The following is an 18,241-nucleotide window of genomic DNA, read 5'->3' on the forward strand; positions in this document are numbered from 1 at the left end:
GGACGCTGTGACCGCCGTCACGGCCACCGGATCGCGTAGCGTTGCGACTTCCACGTACCGGGTAAGTCCGGGTGGAAGACGACCGACACGGGAGCACGGTGCCGTGCCGCATGTCTCACATGGTCTAGACCATAGTCGCCAGAGCTACTGGAGGCCAACCCCATGTCCGTGCTCACCATCGACGCCGGCACCACCGGCGTCACCGCGCTGATCGTCGGCGAGAACGGCGCCGTCCTCGCGCGCGGCTACCAGGAGTTCGCCCAGCACTACCCCGAATCCGGCTGGGTGGAGCACAACGCCGAGGAGATCTGGCAGGCCACCCTCGCCGCCTGCCGGGTGGCGCTGGACGGCACCGAGGAGGCCCCCACCTGCCTGGGGATCACCAACCAGCGGGAGACGGCGGTGCTGTGGGACCGCAGACGCGGCACGGCGCCGCGGCGGGCCATCGTGTGGCAGGACCGCCGCACGGCGGGAATCTGCGCCGAGCTGCGCGACGCCGGGCACGAGGACCGGGTGACCGAGCTGACGGGCCTGCGCCTGGACCCCTACTTCACCGCCTCCAAGCTCACCTGGATCTCCCGGCACGACGCCCGGGCGTGGAGCGGTGTGGAGTCCGGCGACGTCGCGGTGGGCACGGTCGACTCCTACGTCATCTGGCGGCTCACCGGCGGCGCGCGGCACGTGACCGACGCCTCCAACGCCTCCCGGACCCTGCTGTACGACATCCGGGCCGGCGCATGGTCCCCCGAGCTGTGCGACCTGTTCGGCGTTCCGATGTCGGCGCTGCCGGAGGTGGTGCCCTCCTACGGCCCGGTGGGCGACACCGACCCCGAGGAGTTCTTCGGCCTGCGCATCCCGGTGGCGGGCATCGCCGGCGACCAGCAGGCCGCGATGTTCGGGCAGAACTGCTACCTGCCCGGCTCCTCCAAGTGCACCTACGGCACGGGGTCCTTCGTTCTGGTGAACACCGGCGGCGAGGCGGTGGACCCCAAGCACGGGCTGCTCAGCACCGTGCTGTGGCAGCACCCCGACGGCCGGCTCGACTACGCGCTGGAGGGTTCGATCTTCGTCACCGGCGCCGCCGTGCAGTGGCTGCGCGACGGCCTGGGGCTGATCGACACCGCGCCGCAGTCCGAGGCGCTGGCGGCGAGCGTGCAGGACTCCGGCGGCGTGGTGTTCGTGCCGGCGCTCACCGGCCTGGGCGCGCCGGACTGGGACCCGCACGCCCGCGGCGCGATCTTCGGCATCACCCGTGGCACCGGCCGGGCGCACCTGGCGCGGGCGACGCTGGAGGCCATCGCCTTCGAGGTGCGCGACGTCGTGGACGCCATGGCCACCGCGTCGGGCACCGCGCTGCCGGAGCTGCGCGTGGACGGCGGCGCGTCGGCCAACGACCTGCTCTGCCAGCTGCAGGCCGACCAGCTCGGTGTGAGCGTGGCACGGCCACGGATCCAGGAGACCACCGCGCTCGGCGCCGCCTTCCTCGCCGGGCTGGGCACCGGCGTGTGGGCGTCCACCGAGGAGCTGACGCACACCTGGCAGCTTGACCGGCGCTTCGAGCCGGGAGAGCGCGACGAGCGCGCCTACGCGCGCTGGCGCACGGCGGTGGAGCGCTCGAAGGGCTGGGCCGAGCTGGAGTAGGCGCACGGTTCGGCTGACGCCCACCAGCTGGGACGACGAGAATTCGGACCATGAAGTCCCTGCCGTTGGCCGACGTCAAGGCCGGACCGTCCGAACTCGTCAGCGAGGTGGAGAAGCAGCGCGAGCGGCTCCTCATCACGCGCAATGGAAAGGCCGCCGCCGTCGTGATCTCGATCGGTGAATGGGAGAGTCTGCGGGAGACCCTGGAGATTCTCTCGGACCGCGCGGCGGTGGCGGCCATCTACGAAGCCGAAGCCGACATCGCGCGAGGTGACGTCTACACGACCGAAGAAGTCCTCGCGGACCGGCGGCGGAGGCGGAGCACCGCGTGAGCGTTCCCTACGATCTGCGGTGGTCTCGCAACGCCAGGCGAGCGGTGAATGAGGAACTCCCGGAGGGGGCGGCAGCTGCGGCCCTCGAACTCATCCTCGGTCCCCTGCGAGAGGAGCCCCGCCGGGTGGACAAGCCCCTGCGTGAGCCGTTCACTGGTCTGTGGTCCGCACGGCGTGCCACCTACCGTGTCGTCTACCGCATCGACGAGGACGAACATCTCGTCGTGATCGAAGATATCGGACACGGAGGAAGCATCTACCGTCCCCGCTGATCAGTCCTCGCCGTCCAGCCCCTGGTCGATGGCGTAGCGCACCAGCTGCACCCGGTTGTGGAGCTGGAGCTTGCTCAGCGTGTTCTGCACGTGGTTCTGCACCGTGCGGTGCGAGAGGGTGAGCCGCGCCGCGATCTGCTTGTACGTCAGGCCCTTGGCGACCAGCCGCAGCACCTCGGTCTCGCGGTCGGTCAGCCGCGGCGCCGCGGGGCGTTCGGGTGCGCGGGCGGCGGTGGCCAGGCGGCGGTACTCGCCGAGCACCAGGCCGGCCAGCCCGGGCGTGAAGACCGCGTCGCCGACGTGCACCCGGCGCACGGCGGTGAGCAGCTCCTCGCGGCTGGCCGACTTCACCAGGTAGCCGGTGGCGCCGGCCTTCACCGCGTCCAGGACGTCCTGGTGCTCACCGCTCGCCGAGAGGATGAGCACCCGCGGCGCGGGCTCCTGGGCGAGCAGCTCACGGGTCACCGCCACGCCGGACATGTCGGGCAACTGGAGGTCGAGCACGGCGACGGTCGGCCGGGCCGCCGGCGCGACGCGGACGGCCGTGCGGCCGTCGCCCGCGGTGGCGACCACCTCCAGGCCGGCCTCGCCGAGGTCGCGGGCGACGGCCTCCCGCCACATCGGATGGTCGTCCACGACCATGACCCGGATCTCCCCGTCCGCCATGCCGCCGTCCTCTCGTGGTCGCTGGCAGCGCCCGGCCGTCACCGTGGCACGCGCATCTCGATCTCGGTCCCCTCGCCGGGGGCGGTACTGATCGCCACCTCGCCACCGAGGTCGCGGATCCGGCCGGTGATGGACTGGGCGATGCCCAGCCGCCCGTCGGCCGCGGCCTGTTCGACCCGGCCGGCCGGCATGCCGGGACCGTCATCGCGCACGGTCACCGTGACGGTGTCCCCCTCGTCCTCCACCAGGATCCAGGATCGGGTACCGGGCGGGCAGTGCCGGTCGACGTTGGCCAGCGCGGCGCGCACCGCGGCCTCGACCTCGGCGGCGAGCAGGGCCGGGACCGGCACCTCGGTGGCGGGCGTGGAGACGGTGACCGTCGCCGAGCCGAGCGCGGCCAGCGGCCCGCACAGGTCGGTGCGGTCCGTCCCCGGCGGCGGGTCCACCCCGTCCCCCGCCGGGCGGTCCCGCCCGACGAGGCCGCGCAGCGCCGCCTCCTGTTCCCCGGCGAGGCGGCCCAGCTCGGCGGCCTCACCGCCGAGCTCGGTGCCGCGCCGCTGCACCATGGCGAGGACCTGGAGCACGGAGTCGTGGATGGAGCGCGCCAGCCGTTCCCGCTCGCGGGTACGCGCCTCCAGCTCGACCGCGCGGGCGAACCGGCGCTCGGACTCCGCGGCGATGTGCGCCATGTAGCCGACGGCGTAGCCGGCGAGCAGCAGCAGCACGACGCCGTTGAGGACCGCCGCGCCGAACTCGCCGCGCAGCAGCAGGTCGGCCACCCCGTAACCGAGGGCGGCGCCGACCGCCCAGCGGCGGCCGCCCAGCACGGCCGCCGACAGCGGGGCGGCCGCGAACCAGGTGGCCGTGAGCGGCGGTGCGGCGTCCAAATAGCCGGCGCCGCCCACGACACCGGTGCTCAGCATGCAGGCGAACGCGACGCCGAGGTCGGCCGCCGGCAGCGGCCAGCCCCGCAGCGCCGGGCGGGCGTAGGCGTAACCGGCGACGGCGGTCCACGCCGCCATGACCACGATGACCGCCCACGCCAGCGCGGGGTGGTCCATCCGGCCGAGGTGCTGGAGCATGAGGGCGACGGCGTGCACGAGCGCGGCGGTGCGGAACACCGCGATGCCGCGCCAGAGGGGGACCTCGAATCCCATGGCCGCGCCCGGGGCGTCAGTCCGTCCGGTCGCCGCGTCCTTCGGCACGGAGCGCCTTGCGCTCGGCGCGCCGCTTGGCGCGTTCGGCCCGGCGGGTCTCGCGCCTGGTCTTGCGCCGCTCCCGGCGGTCGGCGTGCTGCTCCTTGCGTCCCTCACGGGCCGCGGCCTCCAGTTCGGCCTTGACGGACTGCGCGTACCGGTCGACGTACTCCTGGCCGGACAGCTCCATCAGGGCGTACATGATCTCGTCGGTGATGGCCCGCAGCACGCGGGGGTCCTTCTCCATGCCCTGATAGCGGGAGAAGTCCATCGGCTTGCCGAACACCACCTTGGGACGGATGCCGAGCTTGGGCACGGTGCGGCCGGGCGGCATGATCTTGTCGACGTTGATCATCGCCATCGGCACCACGGGCGCCTTGGACTCCAGCGCGAGGCGGGCGACCCCGGTGCGGCCACGGTAGAGCTTGCCGTCGGGCGAGCGGGTGCCCTCGGGGTAGATGCCGAGCAGTTTGCCCTGGCGCAGCACCTTGAGGCCGGTGCGCAGCGCGGCCTCGCTGGCCTTGCCCCCGGAGCGGTCGATGGGGATCTGGCCCACGCCGGTGAAGAAGACGCGGCTGGCCAGGCCCTTGACGCCCTTGCCGGTGAAGTACTCCGACTTGGCGAGGAAGGTGATCTTGCGCGGCAGCGGCAGCGGGCCGAAGAAGTGGTCCGAGAAGGACAGGTGGTTGCTGACCATGATGGCGGGGCCGTACCGCGGCACGTTCTCCACGCCCTCGGCCCGCGGTTGCCACAGCACCGCGAGCACCGGGCCGAGAATCGCCTTGACCACCCAGTAGAACACCCAGTCTCACCCCCGCCCGTGCGGGGAGGGCCGGCCTCGTCGATTCCGGCGCGCCGTCTCTCCGCCACCCCGCTGCCACGAACAATCGCCGTTATCTTCGCATCGCCGGAGCACTGCTACCAATGGCGCGTCCGGTTACCAGCGGGTAAGACCGCGGCCCGGCGTGCCGGATGCCCCACGGGACGGGACTTCCGGCGATCCCGGCGCTCGGCTAGTTTCGATAGCGCCACCGCGGCGGCGGCCCCACGGCGCGCCGGGCCCACGACCCACGACATACGACATACGGAGACAGCGATGCCGTTTCTACCGGGAGCGGACCCTTTCCGGCACGACGGCGGCCCCGTGGGCGTCCTGCTGTGCCACGGCTTCACCGGCAGCCCGCAGTCGATGCTGCCCTGGGCGCGGCACCTCGCCGACGCCGGCCTGACGGTCGACCTGCCGGCGCTGCCCGGCCACGGCACCACGTGGCAGGAGATGAGCGGCACCACCGCCGACGACTGGGCCGCCGCCACGGAGACGGCGTTCGCGGCGCTTCGGGAGCGCTGCGCCGAGGTGTTCGTCATGGGGCTGTCCGTCGGCGGCTGCCTGGCGCTGCGGCTGGCCGCCGCGCACCCGGACGCGGTGGCGGGCGTGGTGGTGGTCAACCCCTCCCTCGCGCTGGAGAACCCGCTGCTCCTGGTGGCCCCCGTCCTGCGCCGCGTGCTGCCGTCGACGCGGGCGGTCGCGGGGGACATCAAGAAGCCCGGCGCGTTCGAGGTGGGCTACGATCGCGTCCCCACGGCCGCCGCCGCGACACTGCCCAGGCTGTGGCGGACGACCCGCCGCGATCTGGGCCGGATCACCGCCCCGATTTTGGTCTACCGGAGTCCGGAGGATCATGTGATCGGTCCGGCGAGTCTGCGTATCCTCACAAGTAGGGCGGTCAACGCACCGGTGACCGTTCGGTCCTGTGACGACAGCTACCATGTCGCCACCCTCGACAACGACGCGGCCGCGATCTTCGACGGCAGCCTCGCCTTCGTACGCGACAACAGCCGGAGCGGGGAAGGACTAGACGCATGACGCATCGCCGCGGCAACGGTCTGCTCGCGGACGCCTATGTCCCGCTGATCCTGCTGCCTCCCGCGCTGGCCGACGTCATGCTGGACGCGCTCCGCCGGGCCGGGATCGCCGCCTACGCCATCCCGCTGGACGAGGACGTACTGGAGCCCGGCGGCGCCGCGCTGCGGGAGCCGCCGACCGACCACCTGTACGTCGACGCCAACGAGCGGCACGCGGCCGAGGAGATCCTGCGTACCGAACTGCCCGACCTGGAGGCGCACACCGAGCCGGGCGGCGAGCCGGCCGACCGGCGCGACCCCCGCGAAACGGGTACGGCGCCCGCCGCCGGTACCGCCCACGACGCCGCACCGGCCGGGGACCCCGGCGACGACGACGTGTGGGCCGACCTGGTGTCCCGCTTCTACGAGCCCGGCGCGCCGGGCCGCGCCGCTCCGGAGTGGCCCGACGCCGAGAACCTGTCCGCGGGCGAGTCCCCGCCGCTGGCCGACCGCACCGGCCGCGACGAACCGGGCCTCCTCGACGACCTGACCGGCGACACCCCCGGCCCGGCCGGGCCCGCGCCGCACCCCACCCAGGGCCGGGCCGACGACCACGACCACTTCGTCCCGCCGCCCCCGCCACCGCTGCCACGCGGCGACCTCGTCAGCCGCCTGTCCTGGGCGGGCCTGTTCGGTGGCCCGGTCCTGCTGCTCACCTCGACCATGCTCAGCCTGAACATCCCCGGCTGGCTGGCGTTCTGCGCGGTGGCCGCGTTCATCGCCGGCTTCGTCGTGCTGGTCGTCCGGATGGGCGACCGCCCGCCGCGCGACAGCGGGCCGGACGACGGCGCGGTGCTCTAGGCGGCATCGGCCGCCCGGTGCCGGTCATGCCGAACAGCTGCGCGCGAGCGCGGGTCACCGGGTATCACCCAGGGGTGCCGGTTCTGCGTGTGCTCAGTTACAACGTCCGCTCGCTGCGCGACGACTCTTACGCGGTCGCGCGGGTCATCCGCGGCTGCCGGCCGCACGTGGTCTGCCTCCAGGAGGCCCCGCGGCTGCTGGGGTGGCGCGGATCGCGGCGGCGGCTGGCGCGGCGGGCCGGACTGACGGCGGCGGTGAGCCGCCGTCCGGGCGGGCTCGCGGTGCTCGTGCGGCCGGAGGTGGCGGTGGTGCACCGGGAGCACCATGTGCTGCGCCGCCTGTCCGGGCTGCCGGTCCGGGCGATCGCCGTGGCGGTGCTGGAGGCGCACGGCCGCCGCCTTGCCGTGGGCTGCACCCATCTCGACCTGGACGCCGGCGCCCGGCTGCGGCACGCGCGCGAGGCGCTCGACGTCCTGGAACGGGTCGCCACCGAGTGGGGAGCCCGGCCGGTGCTGGCCGGCGACCTCAACGAGGGCCCGGACGGCCCGGCGTGGCGGCTGCTGGCCACCCGGCTGGCCGACCCCGGTGCCCAGGCCGGCCGGGCCGCCGCCGGAACGTTCAGCGCCCGGCGGCCACGGCGCCGCATCGACGCGGTGCTCACCGCCCCGGAGCTCACCGTCCGGCGCGCCGGCGTCCCGGTGGAGCTGCTGGCCGCGGAGGACGTAGTGGCGGCCAGCGACCACCGTCCGGTGCTCGCGGAACTGGAGCTGTGAGCACCGCCCGGGCCGTTCCGGCGGTCACCGGTGCCCGCCGGATCACTCCACCGCCGCGGCCTCGGTCTCCGGGTCGCCGTCGATGAGGTCGGCGAGCCGCGGGACCAGCTCGTCGAGCGCGAACGGCAGGCTCAGCACGGAGCCGAAGGACAGCGCCCCGTTGACGTCGCTCATTTCCGGCATCGTGAGCATCCGGCCCTCGCGGGCGACGTCGAGATCGCGCACCACCGGACGCCGCGCGAGCCGTTCCCCATCGCCGTACAGGCCCACGAGCAGCACGTCGGAGTTGAGGACCTCCAGTTGCTCCAGGCTGATCTCGACCGGCTCCCGGTTCTCGCCGGTGAACAGTTCCGCGGCCGCCTCCGGCAGTTGCAGGCCGAGCTGGGTGAGGAACCCGGGGGCCGGTCCCTCGGCGTAGACGAAGGCCGCCTCGTCGATGAACGTGGCGAGCAGGCCGGTGGCCCCGTCGAACTCCGGGTGCTCGGCGCGGACCTGCTCGAACCGCTCCTCGATGTCGGCGACAAGCGCCTCGGCCTCGTCCTCGCGGTCCAGCGCGCGGCCGACGATGCGGGCGATGTCCTGCCAGGGCGCCCCGTAGTCGGGCAGGCCGGCCGGCTGCGCGACGGTCGGCGCGATGTTGGACAGCAGGTCGTACTCCTCCTGGGTGAGGCCGGAGTTCACCCCGAGGACGAGGTCGGGCTCCAGGGCGGCGATCTGCTCGAAGTTGAGCTCGTCGACCGGCAGCACCTCGGGGACGGCGGCGTCGCCGAGCACCTCCCGGGCCCACGGCCACAGCGCTCCGTCGTAGCCGCCGAACCACTCGCGGACGCCGACCAGGGTTCCGCCGAGCGCCAGCACGTAGTCCTGCTCGGTGAGCCCGACGGTGACCACCCGGGAAGGCCGTCCCGCGACCTCGGTGGTGCCGTGCTTGTGCTCGATCCGGCGGCCGGTGCCGGACGCCTCGCCGGTGTCCTCCGGTCCGCCCGCGCAGCCGGCCGCGCCGAGGAGCAGCACGCTCCCCGCCCCGGCGAGCAGCTCTCTGCGGCCCACTCCCGCGCGCACCCGCGCCGCGCGGGCCGGCCGGCCCGCGCCCAGGCGCTCGATCGTCCTCTTCATGACGTCCTTCGGTCTCGTGTCCACCCGTCGTCGCGACGGCGCCGGGTCCGGGCGGCGTCCGGCGTCCCGGGGCGGGAACGGACGGCGCCCCCAGGGGGTGGCGACCCGGTTAGGCAAGGCTAACCTGCGCTCGCTGGACTGACAACGGCGGGGGGAACACGACGCCCCCGCTTCCGCCGCACGGGGCGGACGCGGGGGCGTGGCGGCCGGACGAATCGGGGGGCGGAGGCGGGGAGGGGGACGTCAGCCGGGACGGCGGGTCGGCTCGGTGGCACCGGCCCGCTCGCGTTCCTCGCGTTCGCGCTGGGCGCGCTCGATGGACCGTCCGATGACCGTCCACGTCTCGCCGAGGGCGCCGACCAGCACCACTCCGGCCCGGCCCAGGTGCCCGGCCACCTCCGGGCCCTTCGTGCGGACGATGCCGAGCAACTGGTCCAGCGCCGGCTCGTCCTGACGCTGCTCCTCGCGCACCGCCTGTTCCCAGACGTCGGGGGTGCGGGGGGTGCCGCCCGTCGCACTGGCGACGCCGCGGCGCACCCCCGCGACGATGAGTCTTCGCCGCACCGCCCCGACGAGCCGCAGCGCGTCGTCGACGATGTCGGGGGATCCCGCGGGATCACCGTTGGGTCGTGCCATGCTCACCTGCCTGTTCGTCGCTTTACCGCCAGATTAATCAGCGGGCGGCGGGCAGGGTACGGCGCGGCGATCGAACCAGGGGCATCCCGGAGGGGATTCAGGGGCGGAGGGTGGCCTTTCTCCCCTACCTGCCCGTAACCCCGTGGCCCGCCGCGTCCGGCGGACCCGCGGCGGCATACTGGACCCCCGGGCGCCCGGCGGCCGGATCACTTTCCCATACCGAACAAGAACCGGTTCTACCAGCGAGTAACGAAGCTTGTTACCGTCGTCACAGCACTGTCATCCCCCGTAAGTCCAGGAGCGACCCACGTGCGCGAATACAGCCGTCCAGTGAAGGTCGAGACCCCCGCCGACGCGCGACTGACCGACACCCCCTTCGCGCGCGCCACCGAGGAGCCCGCCGCCGTCATGCTCCGGCGCCAGGAGTCCGGCCAGTGGCGCGACGTGACGTGCGCCGAGTTCCTCGGCGACGTCATGGCGATCGCCCGCGGGCTGCTCGCCGCCGGTGTCGGGCACGGCGATCGCGTGGCGCTGATGTCGCGGACCCGCTACGAGTGGACCGTCATCGACTACGCCGTCTGGACCGTCGGGGCCGTGACCGTACCGATCTACGAGACCTCCTCCGAGGAGCAGATCGCGTGGATCATCGGCGACTCCGGCGCGCTGGCGGCCTTCGTGGAACTGCCCGAGCACGCCGCGCGGGTCGACGCGGTGCGCGGCGAACTCCCCCACCTCAAGCACGTGTGGCCGATCGAGGGCGACGGACTGGCCGGGCTGCGGGAGTCGGGCTCCGGGATCGAGGAGTCCGCCGTACTGGAGCGGCGCACCGCGGTGGGCGCGGACGACCTCGCCACGATCATCTACACCTCGGGCACCACCGGGCGCCCCAAGGGCTGCGAGCTGACGCACCGCAACCTGCTCTTCACCCTGAAGAACATCATCCACGCCCCGCTGCGCGAGGTGTTCGAGGTCGAGGGCCGCCGCACGCTGCTGTTCCTGCCGCTGGCGCACTCCTTCGCACGTGTCATTCAGATCGGCTGCGTGGAGTCTCACACCGTCCTCGGCCACTTCCCCAGCACGGGCCCGGAACTCATCGACACCCTGGGCGACTATCAGCCGACCTTCCTGCTCGCCGTTCCGCGGGTGTTCGAGAAGGTGTACAACAAGGCCGAGCAGAAGGCGGTCGCCGAGGGACGGGGCCGCATCTTCGCCATCGCCGCCGCCACCGCCGTGGCCTACAGCAAGGCTCAGGACGCCGGTGGCCCAGGACTGTGGCTTCGGCTGCGGCACGCGGTGTTCAACCGCCTGGTGTACGGGCGGCTGCGGGCCGCCCTCGGCGGCCGGGCCACCCACGCGATCTCCGGCGGGTCCGCGCTCGGCGAGCGGCTCGGCCACTTCTTCCGCGGGATCGGCCTGACCGTCATCGAGGGCTACGGCCTCACCGAGACCTCCGCGCCGACCGCGGTGAACGATGCCACCACGCAGCGCATCGGCACGGTGGGTCGGGCGTTCCCCGGGGTGTCGTTGCGGATCGCCGACGACGGCGAGGTGCTGGTCAAGGGCGACCACGTCATGCGCGGCTACTGGAACAACCCGCAGGCCACCCGCGAGGCGTTCGACGAGGACGGCTGGTACCGCACCGGCGACCTCGGTGAACTGGACGACGACGGCTACCTGCGCATCACCGGGCGCAAGAAGGAGATCATCGTCACCGCCGGCGGCAAGAACGTGGCGCCGGCCGTGATCGAGGACCGGATCCGCTCGCACGCCCTCGTCAGCCAGTGCATCGTGGTCGGCGACAACCGCAACTTCGTCGCCGCGCTGATCACCCTGGACCCCGAGGCGCTGGAGTTCTGGAAGCAGCAGAACGGCAAGGACCCCGCCGCCACCGCCGCGGCACTGGCCGACGACCCGGACCTGCGGGCGGCGGTGCAGGTGGCGGTGGACCGCGCCAACCGGGCGGTGTCGCGGGCGGAGTCGGTGCGCAAGTTCACGATCCTCCCCCAGGACTTCACGGTGGAGGGCGGCCAGCTCACCGCGTCGCTGAAGGTCCGGCGGCACGTCGTGGCCAAGGAGTTCGCCGCGGAGATCGACGCCATCTACGGCGGCTGACGGTTCGCCCGGGTCCGGCCCCTCGGCGGCCGGACCCGCAACGTGACGGGGGCCGCGGCGCGTGTGCGCCGCGGCCCCCGTGAACGCCGGTCGCAGGACCGGCAGCGGACGGCTCGCTACGGGCGGACCCCACCCACGAAGTTGGTGCGGTAGTAGTCGCTGAGCTCGACCACGCCGATGGGCTTCGACGATGTCGAAGCGTGCACCATCTGGTTGTCGCCCGCGTACATGCCCACGTGGGTGGGCGCCGAGCTGTCGTAGAAGAACAGCAGGTCGCCCGGCTGGAGCTCGTCCCAGGAGACGCGCGTGCCCGCGTGGAACTGGTCCTGCGAGACACGGGGCAGGCTGACGCCGGCCTCCGCCCACGCGGCCTGAGTCAGGCCGGAGCAGTCATAGCCGTCCGGGCCGGTGCCGCCCCAGATGTAGGGCTTGCCGACCTGGGCGTAGGCGAACTCCAGCGCGATGCGCGCGTCGCCGGACGCCGAGCCGTGGTACGAGGCCCCGCCGGACGAGGTCTCCTCGGCCGCGCCGACCCCGGAGGTGGCGTCGGACTGCTCCTCGGCGGTGAGGGAGTCGAGCAGCTCCTGCTGCTCCTCCATCTTCTGCTCGCCCTCGTCGCGGGCCTCTTCGGCCTCGTCAAGGCGGTCCTGAGCCTCCTGCTCGGTCTGCTCGGCCTCGTCCTGCAGCGACTCCAGCGTCTCCCGCTTCTCGGAGTACTGGACCAGGCTCTGCTCCTGGCTGCTGGACAGGTAGCCGACGTCCGCGGCGTGCCGGAGCACGTCCTCGGGGCCGCTGCTGGACAGCAGGTAGGCCGGCGAGCTGTAGTCCGTGCCGCTGTAGGCGGCGTTGGCGAGGGAACGGACGCTGCCGCGCAGGCTCTCCAGGTCGGCCTCGGTGTCCTCCAGCTCCTGCTGGATGTCCTCCAGCTTCTTCTGGGCGGCCTCGTGGTCCTGCTGGGCGGCGTTGTACGCCTCGTTCAGCTCGGAGAACTCCTGTTCGAGCTGCTCGATCTGTTCCCGGACCTCGTCCGGGGTGGGCTCGGCGTTGGCGACGCCGGGCGAGAGGACCAAGGCGCCGGCGGCGACGAAGCCCACGGCCGCCAAATGGCGGCGATACGAGCCACGATCATGGCGGTTATCCACGGTTGTGGCACACCTTTCTCCCAAGAACCGCCTGCCGGCACAGCGCGTGTGCGGGGTTCGGGCGAGGTACGCGGTGACACGGGGGACACGGGTACACGAAGATATCGCCCTACAGCGCCACTGGGATGGTCACTGATTCACCCTGGGAGGCCGTCGCGGCCGCGCGCCTTGGGGGAACGGGGGTGGCGCGCCCCGGTCTGGCTTCCCCGGCCTCCGCGCTGCCGGGTGGGACGCAGCAGGGGGGCGCGGAGAACGGCGGGAGCCGGTCGCTGCCACCCTGGTGATGGCGAGAACGACGACCGCTCGGGAGTGCACAGTAGTGGACTCCCCTCCCGATCTCAACCAATTCGTTATTTTGCTAACTAATCTCGCATAATTCGCATATCGGATAGGGGTCCGGCGGCCCCGGACCCGCCGCGGCACGCGGCCGGAACGACGGCGCCGCCCGGCCCACGGACGCACCGTGTTCCGGGCGGCGAACGCCCTGCCGACGCGGCCGGCCTAGGGGCGGATGGCCATCACGAACTGGCCGTCCCAGTATCCGGCCAGGGAGACCACCTCGACGTTCTTGCCGGTGCGCGGCGCGTGCACCATCTGGTTGTTGCCGGCGTAGATGCCCACGTGCGTCAGGCCCTCGTAGAAGAACACGAGGTCGCCGGGCTGCAGCGCGTCGCGGCTCACCTGCTGCCCCGCGCTGGCCTGCGCCTGGGAGGTCCGCGGCAGGCTGACCCCGGCCGCGCCCCAGGCGCGCATGGTCAGTCCCGAGCAGTCGAAGGTGTCGGGGCCGGCCGCGCCATAGGTGTAGGGCTTGCCGAGCTGGGCGTAGGCGTAGTCGAGGGCGGAGCGGGCGTTCCCGGAGGCCGAACCCGTGTAGCTGCCGCCGGCCGTCTCGCCGCCGCCCGTGGGGTCGGAGCCGGGGAACTGCGCGAGCAGCTCCTCCTGCTCGGCGATCGCCTCCTCGACCTCCTGCTTCTTCTCCTCCAGCTCGTCCTTCTTGCCCTCGGCCTCCTCGACAGCGGCCTCGGCCTCGTCCTTGAGCTGCATCAGGCGCTCCGACGAACCGGCGAACTCCTCCAGCGCGGCCCGCTGCGTCTCCGACAGGTAGCCGATGTCGGCCGACTGGTTGAGGATGTCATCGGGGTCGTCCACCGAGAGCGCCGTCGAGACGGCGCTGAGGTCGCCGCCCTGGTAGGCGGCGCTGGCGAACTCGGCGACCTGCGAGCGCAGCTCGTTGTACCGGTCCTCCTCGTCGCCGACCTGGTTCTCCAGCTCCTCAAGCTTCTTCTCGGCGGCCTCGTAGTCTTCCTTCGCCTGGTTGTACTCCTCGACGATGGCGCTCGCCTGCTCGTTGAGCTCGTCGAGCTCGGCCTCGACGTCCTCCCGGGTGGGCTCCGGGTCGGCGTAGGCGATTCCCGAGGGCAGCATGAGGCTTCCGGCGGCCACGACGCCGAGGCCGGTCGCGATCCGGCGGGCCGTGCGCCGACCACCATGGTTGATCACGGGCGGTACACGCTCCTTAAGTCGAACTCCGCGGAGGGAGTGGGGGCGGGGGAGCCGGGCAGCGAGGCGCACGTGTCAGCGGGGAGGCGCCTGGCATCGCTGCACGTCGCGGTCGATGTGCACGCGGCAGCGCGACCACGCGGTCCCACTCCGGCGGGAGCTCGCGCGCCCAGGGCAGCGGCGGGACACAGGTCCGCCGTTCTATCTGACAGGCGATCAAGCTCCGGGAAGAACCTAGCGGACCGCCCCATGTCGCTCAACCGGCCAGAGGAACCTGTATTCCCCACCACAGTGGACTTGTCGCCCCGTCGCGTGAACAACGGCGGGACGCGCGCACGGCCGCATCCGGCCACCGCGGCTCCGGGGGCCGTGGCGCCCGCGCGGGATCAGCCGGAGCCGGCCTCCAGCCGCCGCAGCAGCATCACCGAGGAGACGGTCCGCGCGCCCGCCCGGCCGACGGCGGCGACGATCTCCTTGTCGGAGGTCACCACCGCCAGCGGCCGTCCGGGCGGTTCCGCCCGCACCAGCCCGATGATGAGCTCGTCCGCGGTCTCCCCCGGGTCGCTGAACAGCAGCCGCACCCGGCGGGTGGCGGACAGCGCCGGCGGCGCGTCCACCTCCGCGCCGTCGAACACACACGTGATCTCGGCCTTGGTGCGGGTGGCGAGCCCCTCCAGGCCGGCGAGCAGCCGGCTGCGCTGGTCCGAGAGCGGGAGCGTGCCGTACCCCGTCTTGGTCACGTTGTAGCCGTCGACGAGCAGGTGCACCCGGGGCAGGCTGAGCAACTGGTCGATCAGCCCGGGGTCGTCGTCGGGCAGCCCGCGCGCCGGGACCCCGGTCCCCTGCCCGCGGCGGCTGTCGGCCACCAGGTCGGCCGGGCTGTCGATGGAGCTGGGCAGCGCCAGTTCCCGCCGCAGGCCGTGCGCGGCGTCCATGAGGACGTCGATGAGGACCCGCAACCGGGCCTCCTCCGCGCTGCGTCCCGACCGCGCCGCGCGCCGCGCGTTCTCGACCTGGGCCTCCGCCGCGGCAAGGCGGTTGCGCAACCGGCGGTTCTCCGCCTCCACGACGCCGACCTGGTTGGCCGCCGTGGAACCGCGGTCCGCCGCCTCCGCGATCGCCTGCTCGGCGCGTTCGGTGGCGTCCTTGGCGCGCTGCCGCTCGGCGTGCACCCGCCGCCTGAGGTCCGCGATGGTGCTGCGGTGCTCCCGCAGTTGCGAGCGCAGCCGCAGCACCTCCTCGCGGTGCTCGGACTTGGCGGCGTCGAGCTGCCGGCGCAGGTCGGCGAGCGCCTCGGCGGCCTCGTCGGCCTCCCTGGCGCTCTCGCGCTCCGCCAGCTCGGTGTGCACCTGCTCCACGATGTCCGGCCAGCCGGCCGGGCGGAGCAGGTACGCGGCCGCCGCCACGGTGACCGGGTCGGCCGCGGGCGGCACCACGCCGCTGCCCAGACCGTCGGCCAGCTCCGGCCACACCTGGCGGACCCGGTCGCCGACCCGGCCGCGGAAGTCGGCGTCGGTCTCCAGCTGCGCGGCGATCTGCGGCCCGGCGAGGCGGGCACGGCGGCGCGGCTCGAACCGGGCGACGCGCCGCAGGGCGGACGGCAGCTCGGCCATGGGCAGGCCGCCGAGCACGTCCGAGCCGTACTCGATGACGCGCTCGCGCACCGGGCCGGGCAGCGGCCGGGTCAGCACCTGCCCGTCCTCGCCGGTGGCGCCGGACGGCTCGGCCGCCCGCTCGGCACGGGTCTCGGGCGCGTCAGCCGCTGCGGCGCCGTCGCCCCCGGGCCGGGGCGCCGCGCCGGAATCCGAGGTGTCGGAGGCCATGGCGCGTCACGCGCTTTCCGCGGGCGCGGATCGTTCCGCTGCCGGCCGGTCGACGACCTCGACGGCCTCGACGCTGCCGCACCAGCGGCACCGCACCTCCTCGATCGTCTCGCTGAGCGCCTCGCTCTCCTCGACGCGCGGCTCACCCGAGAGGTCGACGTGCACGTAGTCGCGGGACCGCCGCGTGCGGGTGACGTCGAACCGGGTGAGGTTCCCGCACTGCGCGCACCGCCACCGCTGGCTCACACTGGGCGCGGTCAAGCTCACGGCCATCCACTCCTTACGTCGCGGCATCCCGGCGCCGAGGCCACCGCACGCCGCGTCCACCGATCGGCACCGTCATGGTCGTTTCCATCTTTCCACGTGGCGTCGGAGCCGGGCCAAGACGGTGTTCACCGGGCGTTCACGGGCCCGCCCGCGGGCGACGGCGACGGAACCGGACGGCGGCCGGGCTCAGGCGGCGACGAGCGCGGCGACGAGGCCGTCGAAGTCCACCTTCCCGCCACAGACCGCCGCATATAGCGCGTCCAGATCGGGGTAGCCGAGCCTGCGGGCGACCGCGGTCGCCACGCCGCTGCTCTCCACTTCGATGAGGTCGATGCCCCGGTCGCGCAGCTCCGCCGCGACCCGGTCCCGCCCGTCCGCCGCGCTCTCCTCCAGGCGGCGCCGGGCCAGCCGCCGGGTGATGCCGACCCTGGCCTGCCCCGTCTTGACGAAGCTCAGCCACGACTCCGACGGGCCGCTGTCGCCGCCGGTCAGTATCTCCACCTTGCTGCCGTCGCGCAGCGGGGTGGAGACCGACACCAGCCGTCCGTCCACCAGGGCACCCATGTAGCCGTCGCCGAGCTCGGGGGCCACCGTGTAGGCGAAGTCGAGCGGGGTCGCGCCCTGCGGCAGGGTGACGAGGTCGCCCTCCCGGGTGAACGTCACCATGCTGTCCGGGCCCAGGTCGGTGCGCACCCCGGCCAGCAGATCCTGGGCGTCGGCCTGCCCCTGCCAGGCGAGGAGCCGGCGCAGCCACTCCAGATCGGGGCGGTGGGTGACCGCCCGGCGGCCGTCGGCGGAGGTGGCGTCGGCGACGTAGGCGATCAGGCCGAACTCCGAGACGCGGTACTCCGCGGCGGTACGGACCAGCACGTCGAAGACCCGCCCGCCGGAGTGCACGACGACGGTGTGCAGCGCGCGGTACAGGTTGTACTTCGGGACGGCGATGAAGTCCTTGAACCGGGCCGGCAGCGGACGCCACAGCCCGTGGATGGCGCCCAAGGCGATGTAGCAGTCGCGGTAGTCGTCGCCACGGACCACCACCGAGATGCGGGAGATCGCGAACGGGTCCAGTCCCGCGAGGTCCCCGCCGCGCGAGGTGTGGATCGAGTACAGGTGACGTTCCTTGACGAGAACGTCGGCCCTGACCCGGAACTCGGCGAGGACGGCCCGCAGCCGCTCGACCACGTCGTCCAGCTCGGACCGGTCCTGCGCGCGGGCCGCGTCCCGGGCCGCCACGGTGGCCGTGTACGCCTCGGGCTCCAGGAATTCGAAGCACAGGTCGTCGAGTTCCCGCTTGAGGTGGTAGACGCCCAGCCGCTCGGCGAACGGGATCAGCAGGTCGCGGGTGCCCTGCGCGATCCTGCGCTGCTTGTGCGGCGGCTGGAACCGGAGCGTGCGCAGGTTGTGCACCCGGTCGGCGAGTTTGATCAGCAGGACGCGCAGGTCGGCGGCGGCCGCGATGACCATCTTGCGGAACGTCTCCCCCGCCGCCGCCTCGCCGTACATCGACCGGTCGAGCTTGGTGACCCCGTCCACCATCACCGCGACGTCGTGCCCGAAGTCGGCGCGCAGCTGCCCGATGGTGAACGGGGTGTCCTCCACCGTGTCGTGCAGCAGCGCCGCGACGAGGGTGGCGGTGTCCATGCCCAGCTCGGCGAGGATCGTCGCGACGGCGACGGGGTGCGTGATGTAGGGCTCGCCCGACTTGCGGAGCTGGCCGTCGTGCAGGTGGTGCGCCACGGCGTGGGCGCGCCGCAGCAGCGCCGCGTCGGCCCGGGGGTGCCACCGCAGGTGCTCTCGGACCAGGGGCTCGACCTCGGGCAGCACGACCCGCCCCGCGCTCGCGTCGTTGAGGGCGCGCCACCACATCCGGTCGGCGGCGCCGTCGGCGCGGTCCGCGGAATCAGGTTTCGCCATGCACCGCTCCCTCACAGTCGTGCGCACAGTCGCCCGGTGCCCGTAGCGGGACGACGGCGTCCGATTGCGGAGCATCGGCGACGGATCGGTGTTCGGGCCAGAATACCGGCCGGCCCCCGCGCCGGAGCGCGCGGCCGGTCCCGGG

The 18,241-nt window shown here is 73.3% G+C and carries 17 protein-coding genes; 7 read left to right on the forward strand and 10 right to left on the reverse strand.

Going from position 1 to position 18,241, the window contains the following annotated elements; translation table 11 throughout:
• Positions 1–162: 162 nt before the first annotated feature.
• Genes glpK through ACFQRF_RS21770 form a run of 3 tightly spaced genes read left to right on the forward strand, consistent with a single transcriptional unit; the run spans position 163 to position 2,245 of the window.
• Positions 163–1,641 carry a glycerol kinase GlpK gene (glpK, locus tag ACFQRF_RS21760; RefSeq protein ID WP_379872999.1) on the forward strand — a complete coding sequence of 493 codons (1,479 nt, stop codon included), beginning with the start codon at positions 163–165 and terminating at the stop codon, positions 1,639–1,641.
• Positions 1,642–1,691: 50 nt separating this feature from the next.
• A complete protein-coding gene (locus ACFQRF_RS21765) occupies positions 1,692–1,973 on the forward strand; it encodes a type II toxin-antitoxin system Phd/YefM family antitoxin (RefSeq protein WP_379873000.1) in 282 nt (93 codons plus the stop codon).
• On the forward strand, positions 1,970–2,245 hold the full coding sequence (locus tag ACFQRF_RS21770) for a type II toxin-antitoxin system RelE family toxin (protein WP_379873001.1): 276 nt from the start codon (positions 1,970–1,972) through the stop codon (positions 2,243–2,245). The genes ACFQRF_RS21765 and ACFQRF_RS21770 overlap by 4 nt, the downstream gene beginning before the upstream one ends.
• Here ACFQRF_RS21770 and ACFQRF_RS21775 read toward each other — a convergent pair whose 3' ends face one another.
• Genes ACFQRF_RS21775 through ACFQRF_RS21785 form a run of 3 tightly spaced genes read right to left on the reverse strand, consistent with a single transcriptional unit; the run spans position 2,246 to position 4,909 of the window.
• Positions 2,246–2,911 (reverse strand): response regulator transcription factor, encoded by a 666-nt coding sequence (locus ACFQRF_RS21775; RefSeq protein WP_379873002.1) that lies wholly within the window; start codon positions 2,909–2,911, stop codon positions 2,246–2,248.
• A 38-nt stretch (positions 2,912–2,949) separates the two neighbouring features.
• Positions 2,950–4,116 carry a MacS family sensor histidine kinase gene (gene macS / locus ACFQRF_RS21780; RefSeq protein ID WP_379873003.1) on the reverse strand — a complete coding sequence of 389 codons (1,167 nt, stop codon included), beginning with the start codon at positions 4,114–4,116 and terminating at the stop codon, positions 2,950–2,952.
• Complete coding sequence (locus ACFQRF_RS21785; RefSeq protein WP_379873004.1) at positions 4,085–4,909, reverse strand: lysophospholipid acyltransferase family protein; 825 nt, start codon at positions 4,907–4,909, stop codon at positions 4,085–4,087. Before ACFQRF_RS21785 ends, macS begins: the two co-directional genes overlap by 32 nt.
• A gap of 294 nt (positions 4,910–5,203) precedes the next feature.
• Here ACFQRF_RS21785 and ACFQRF_RS21790 point away from each other — a divergent pair, with 294 nt between their 5' ends.
• From ACFQRF_RS21790 to ACFQRF_RS21800, 3 genes are all read left to right on the forward strand, one after another.
• Positions 5,204–5,971, forward strand: a complete 768-nt coding sequence (locus ACFQRF_RS21790; protein ID WP_379873005.1) for an alpha/beta hydrolase — start codon at positions 5,204–5,206, stop codon at positions 5,969–5,971.
• Positions 5,968–6,810 (forward strand): hypothetical protein, encoded by an 843-nt coding sequence (locus tag ACFQRF_RS21795; RefSeq protein ID WP_379873006.1) that lies wholly within the window; start codon positions 5,968–5,970, stop codon positions 6,808–6,810. The genes ACFQRF_RS21790 and ACFQRF_RS21795 overlap by 4 nt, the downstream gene beginning before the upstream one ends.
• Before the next feature lie 74 nt (positions 6,811–6,884).
• The gene (locus ACFQRF_RS21800) at positions 6,885–7,583 is read left to right on the forward strand and encodes an endonuclease/exonuclease/phosphatase family protein (RefSeq protein WP_379873007.1); all 699 of its coding nucleotides are present in this window, start codon (positions 6,885–6,887) and stop codon (positions 7,581–7,583) included.
• Between the two features lie 42 nt (positions 7,584–7,625).
• Here the strand turns inward: ACFQRF_RS21800 and ACFQRF_RS21805 are convergent, their stop codons facing one another.
• Complete coding sequence (locus tag ACFQRF_RS21805; protein ID WP_379873008.1) at positions 7,626–8,699, reverse strand: ABC transporter substrate-binding protein; 1,074 nt, start codon at positions 8,697–8,699, stop codon at positions 7,626–7,628.
• A 243-nt stretch (positions 8,700–8,942) separates the two neighbouring features.
• Positions 8,943–9,335 carry a hypothetical protein gene (locus ACFQRF_RS21810; RefSeq protein WP_379873009.1) on the reverse strand — a complete coding sequence of 131 codons (393 nt, stop codon included), beginning with the start codon at positions 9,333–9,335 and terminating at the stop codon, positions 8,943–8,945.
• A gap of 309 nt (positions 9,336–9,644) precedes the next feature.
• Here ACFQRF_RS21810 and ACFQRF_RS21815 point away from each other — a divergent pair, with 309 nt between their 5' ends.
• On the forward strand, positions 9,645–11,447 hold the full coding sequence (locus ACFQRF_RS21815) for an AMP-dependent synthetase/ligase (protein ID WP_379873010.1): 1,803 nt from the start codon (positions 9,645–9,647) through the stop codon (positions 11,445–11,447).
• A gap of 116 nt (positions 11,448–11,563) precedes the next feature.
• Here ACFQRF_RS21815 and ACFQRF_RS21820 read toward each other — a convergent pair whose 3' ends face one another.
• From ACFQRF_RS21820 to ACFQRF_RS21840, 5 genes are all read right to left on the reverse strand, one after another.
• Positions 11,564–12,550 (reverse strand): C40 family peptidase, encoded by a 987-nt coding sequence (locus ACFQRF_RS21820; RefSeq protein WP_379873011.1) that lies wholly within the window; start codon positions 12,548–12,550, stop codon positions 11,564–11,566.
• Positions 12,551–13,090: 540 nt separating this feature from the next.
• Complete coding sequence (locus ACFQRF_RS21825; protein ID WP_379873012.1) at positions 13,091–14,089, reverse strand: C40 family peptidase; 999 nt, start codon at positions 14,087–14,089, stop codon at positions 13,091–13,093.
• A 386-nt stretch (positions 14,090–14,475) separates the two neighbouring features.
• Positions 14,476–15,912 carry an NYN domain-containing protein gene (locus ACFQRF_RS21830; protein ID WP_379873013.1) on the reverse strand — a complete coding sequence of 479 codons (1,437 nt, stop codon included), beginning with the start codon at positions 15,910–15,912 and terminating at the stop codon, positions 14,476–14,478.
• A gap of 6 nt (positions 15,913–15,918) precedes the next feature.
• A complete protein-coding gene (locus tag ACFQRF_RS21835; protein ID WP_379873014.1) occupies positions 15,919–16,179 on the reverse strand; it encodes a hypothetical protein in 261 nt (86 codons plus the stop codon).
• A 186-nt stretch (positions 16,180–16,365) separates the two neighbouring features.
• Entirely contained in the window at positions 16,366–18,096 is a 1,731-nt protein-coding gene (locus tag ACFQRF_RS21840; protein WP_379873015.1) for a RelA/SpoT family protein, read from the reverse strand.
• Positions 18,097–18,241: the final 145 nt, after the last annotated feature.

Origin of the sequence: Marinactinospora rubrisoli (assembly GCF_042664915.1) — a bacterium.
Lineage (GTDB): Bacteria > Actinomycetota > Actinomycetes > Streptosporangiales > Streptosporangiaceae > Marinitenerispora > Marinitenerispora rubrisoli.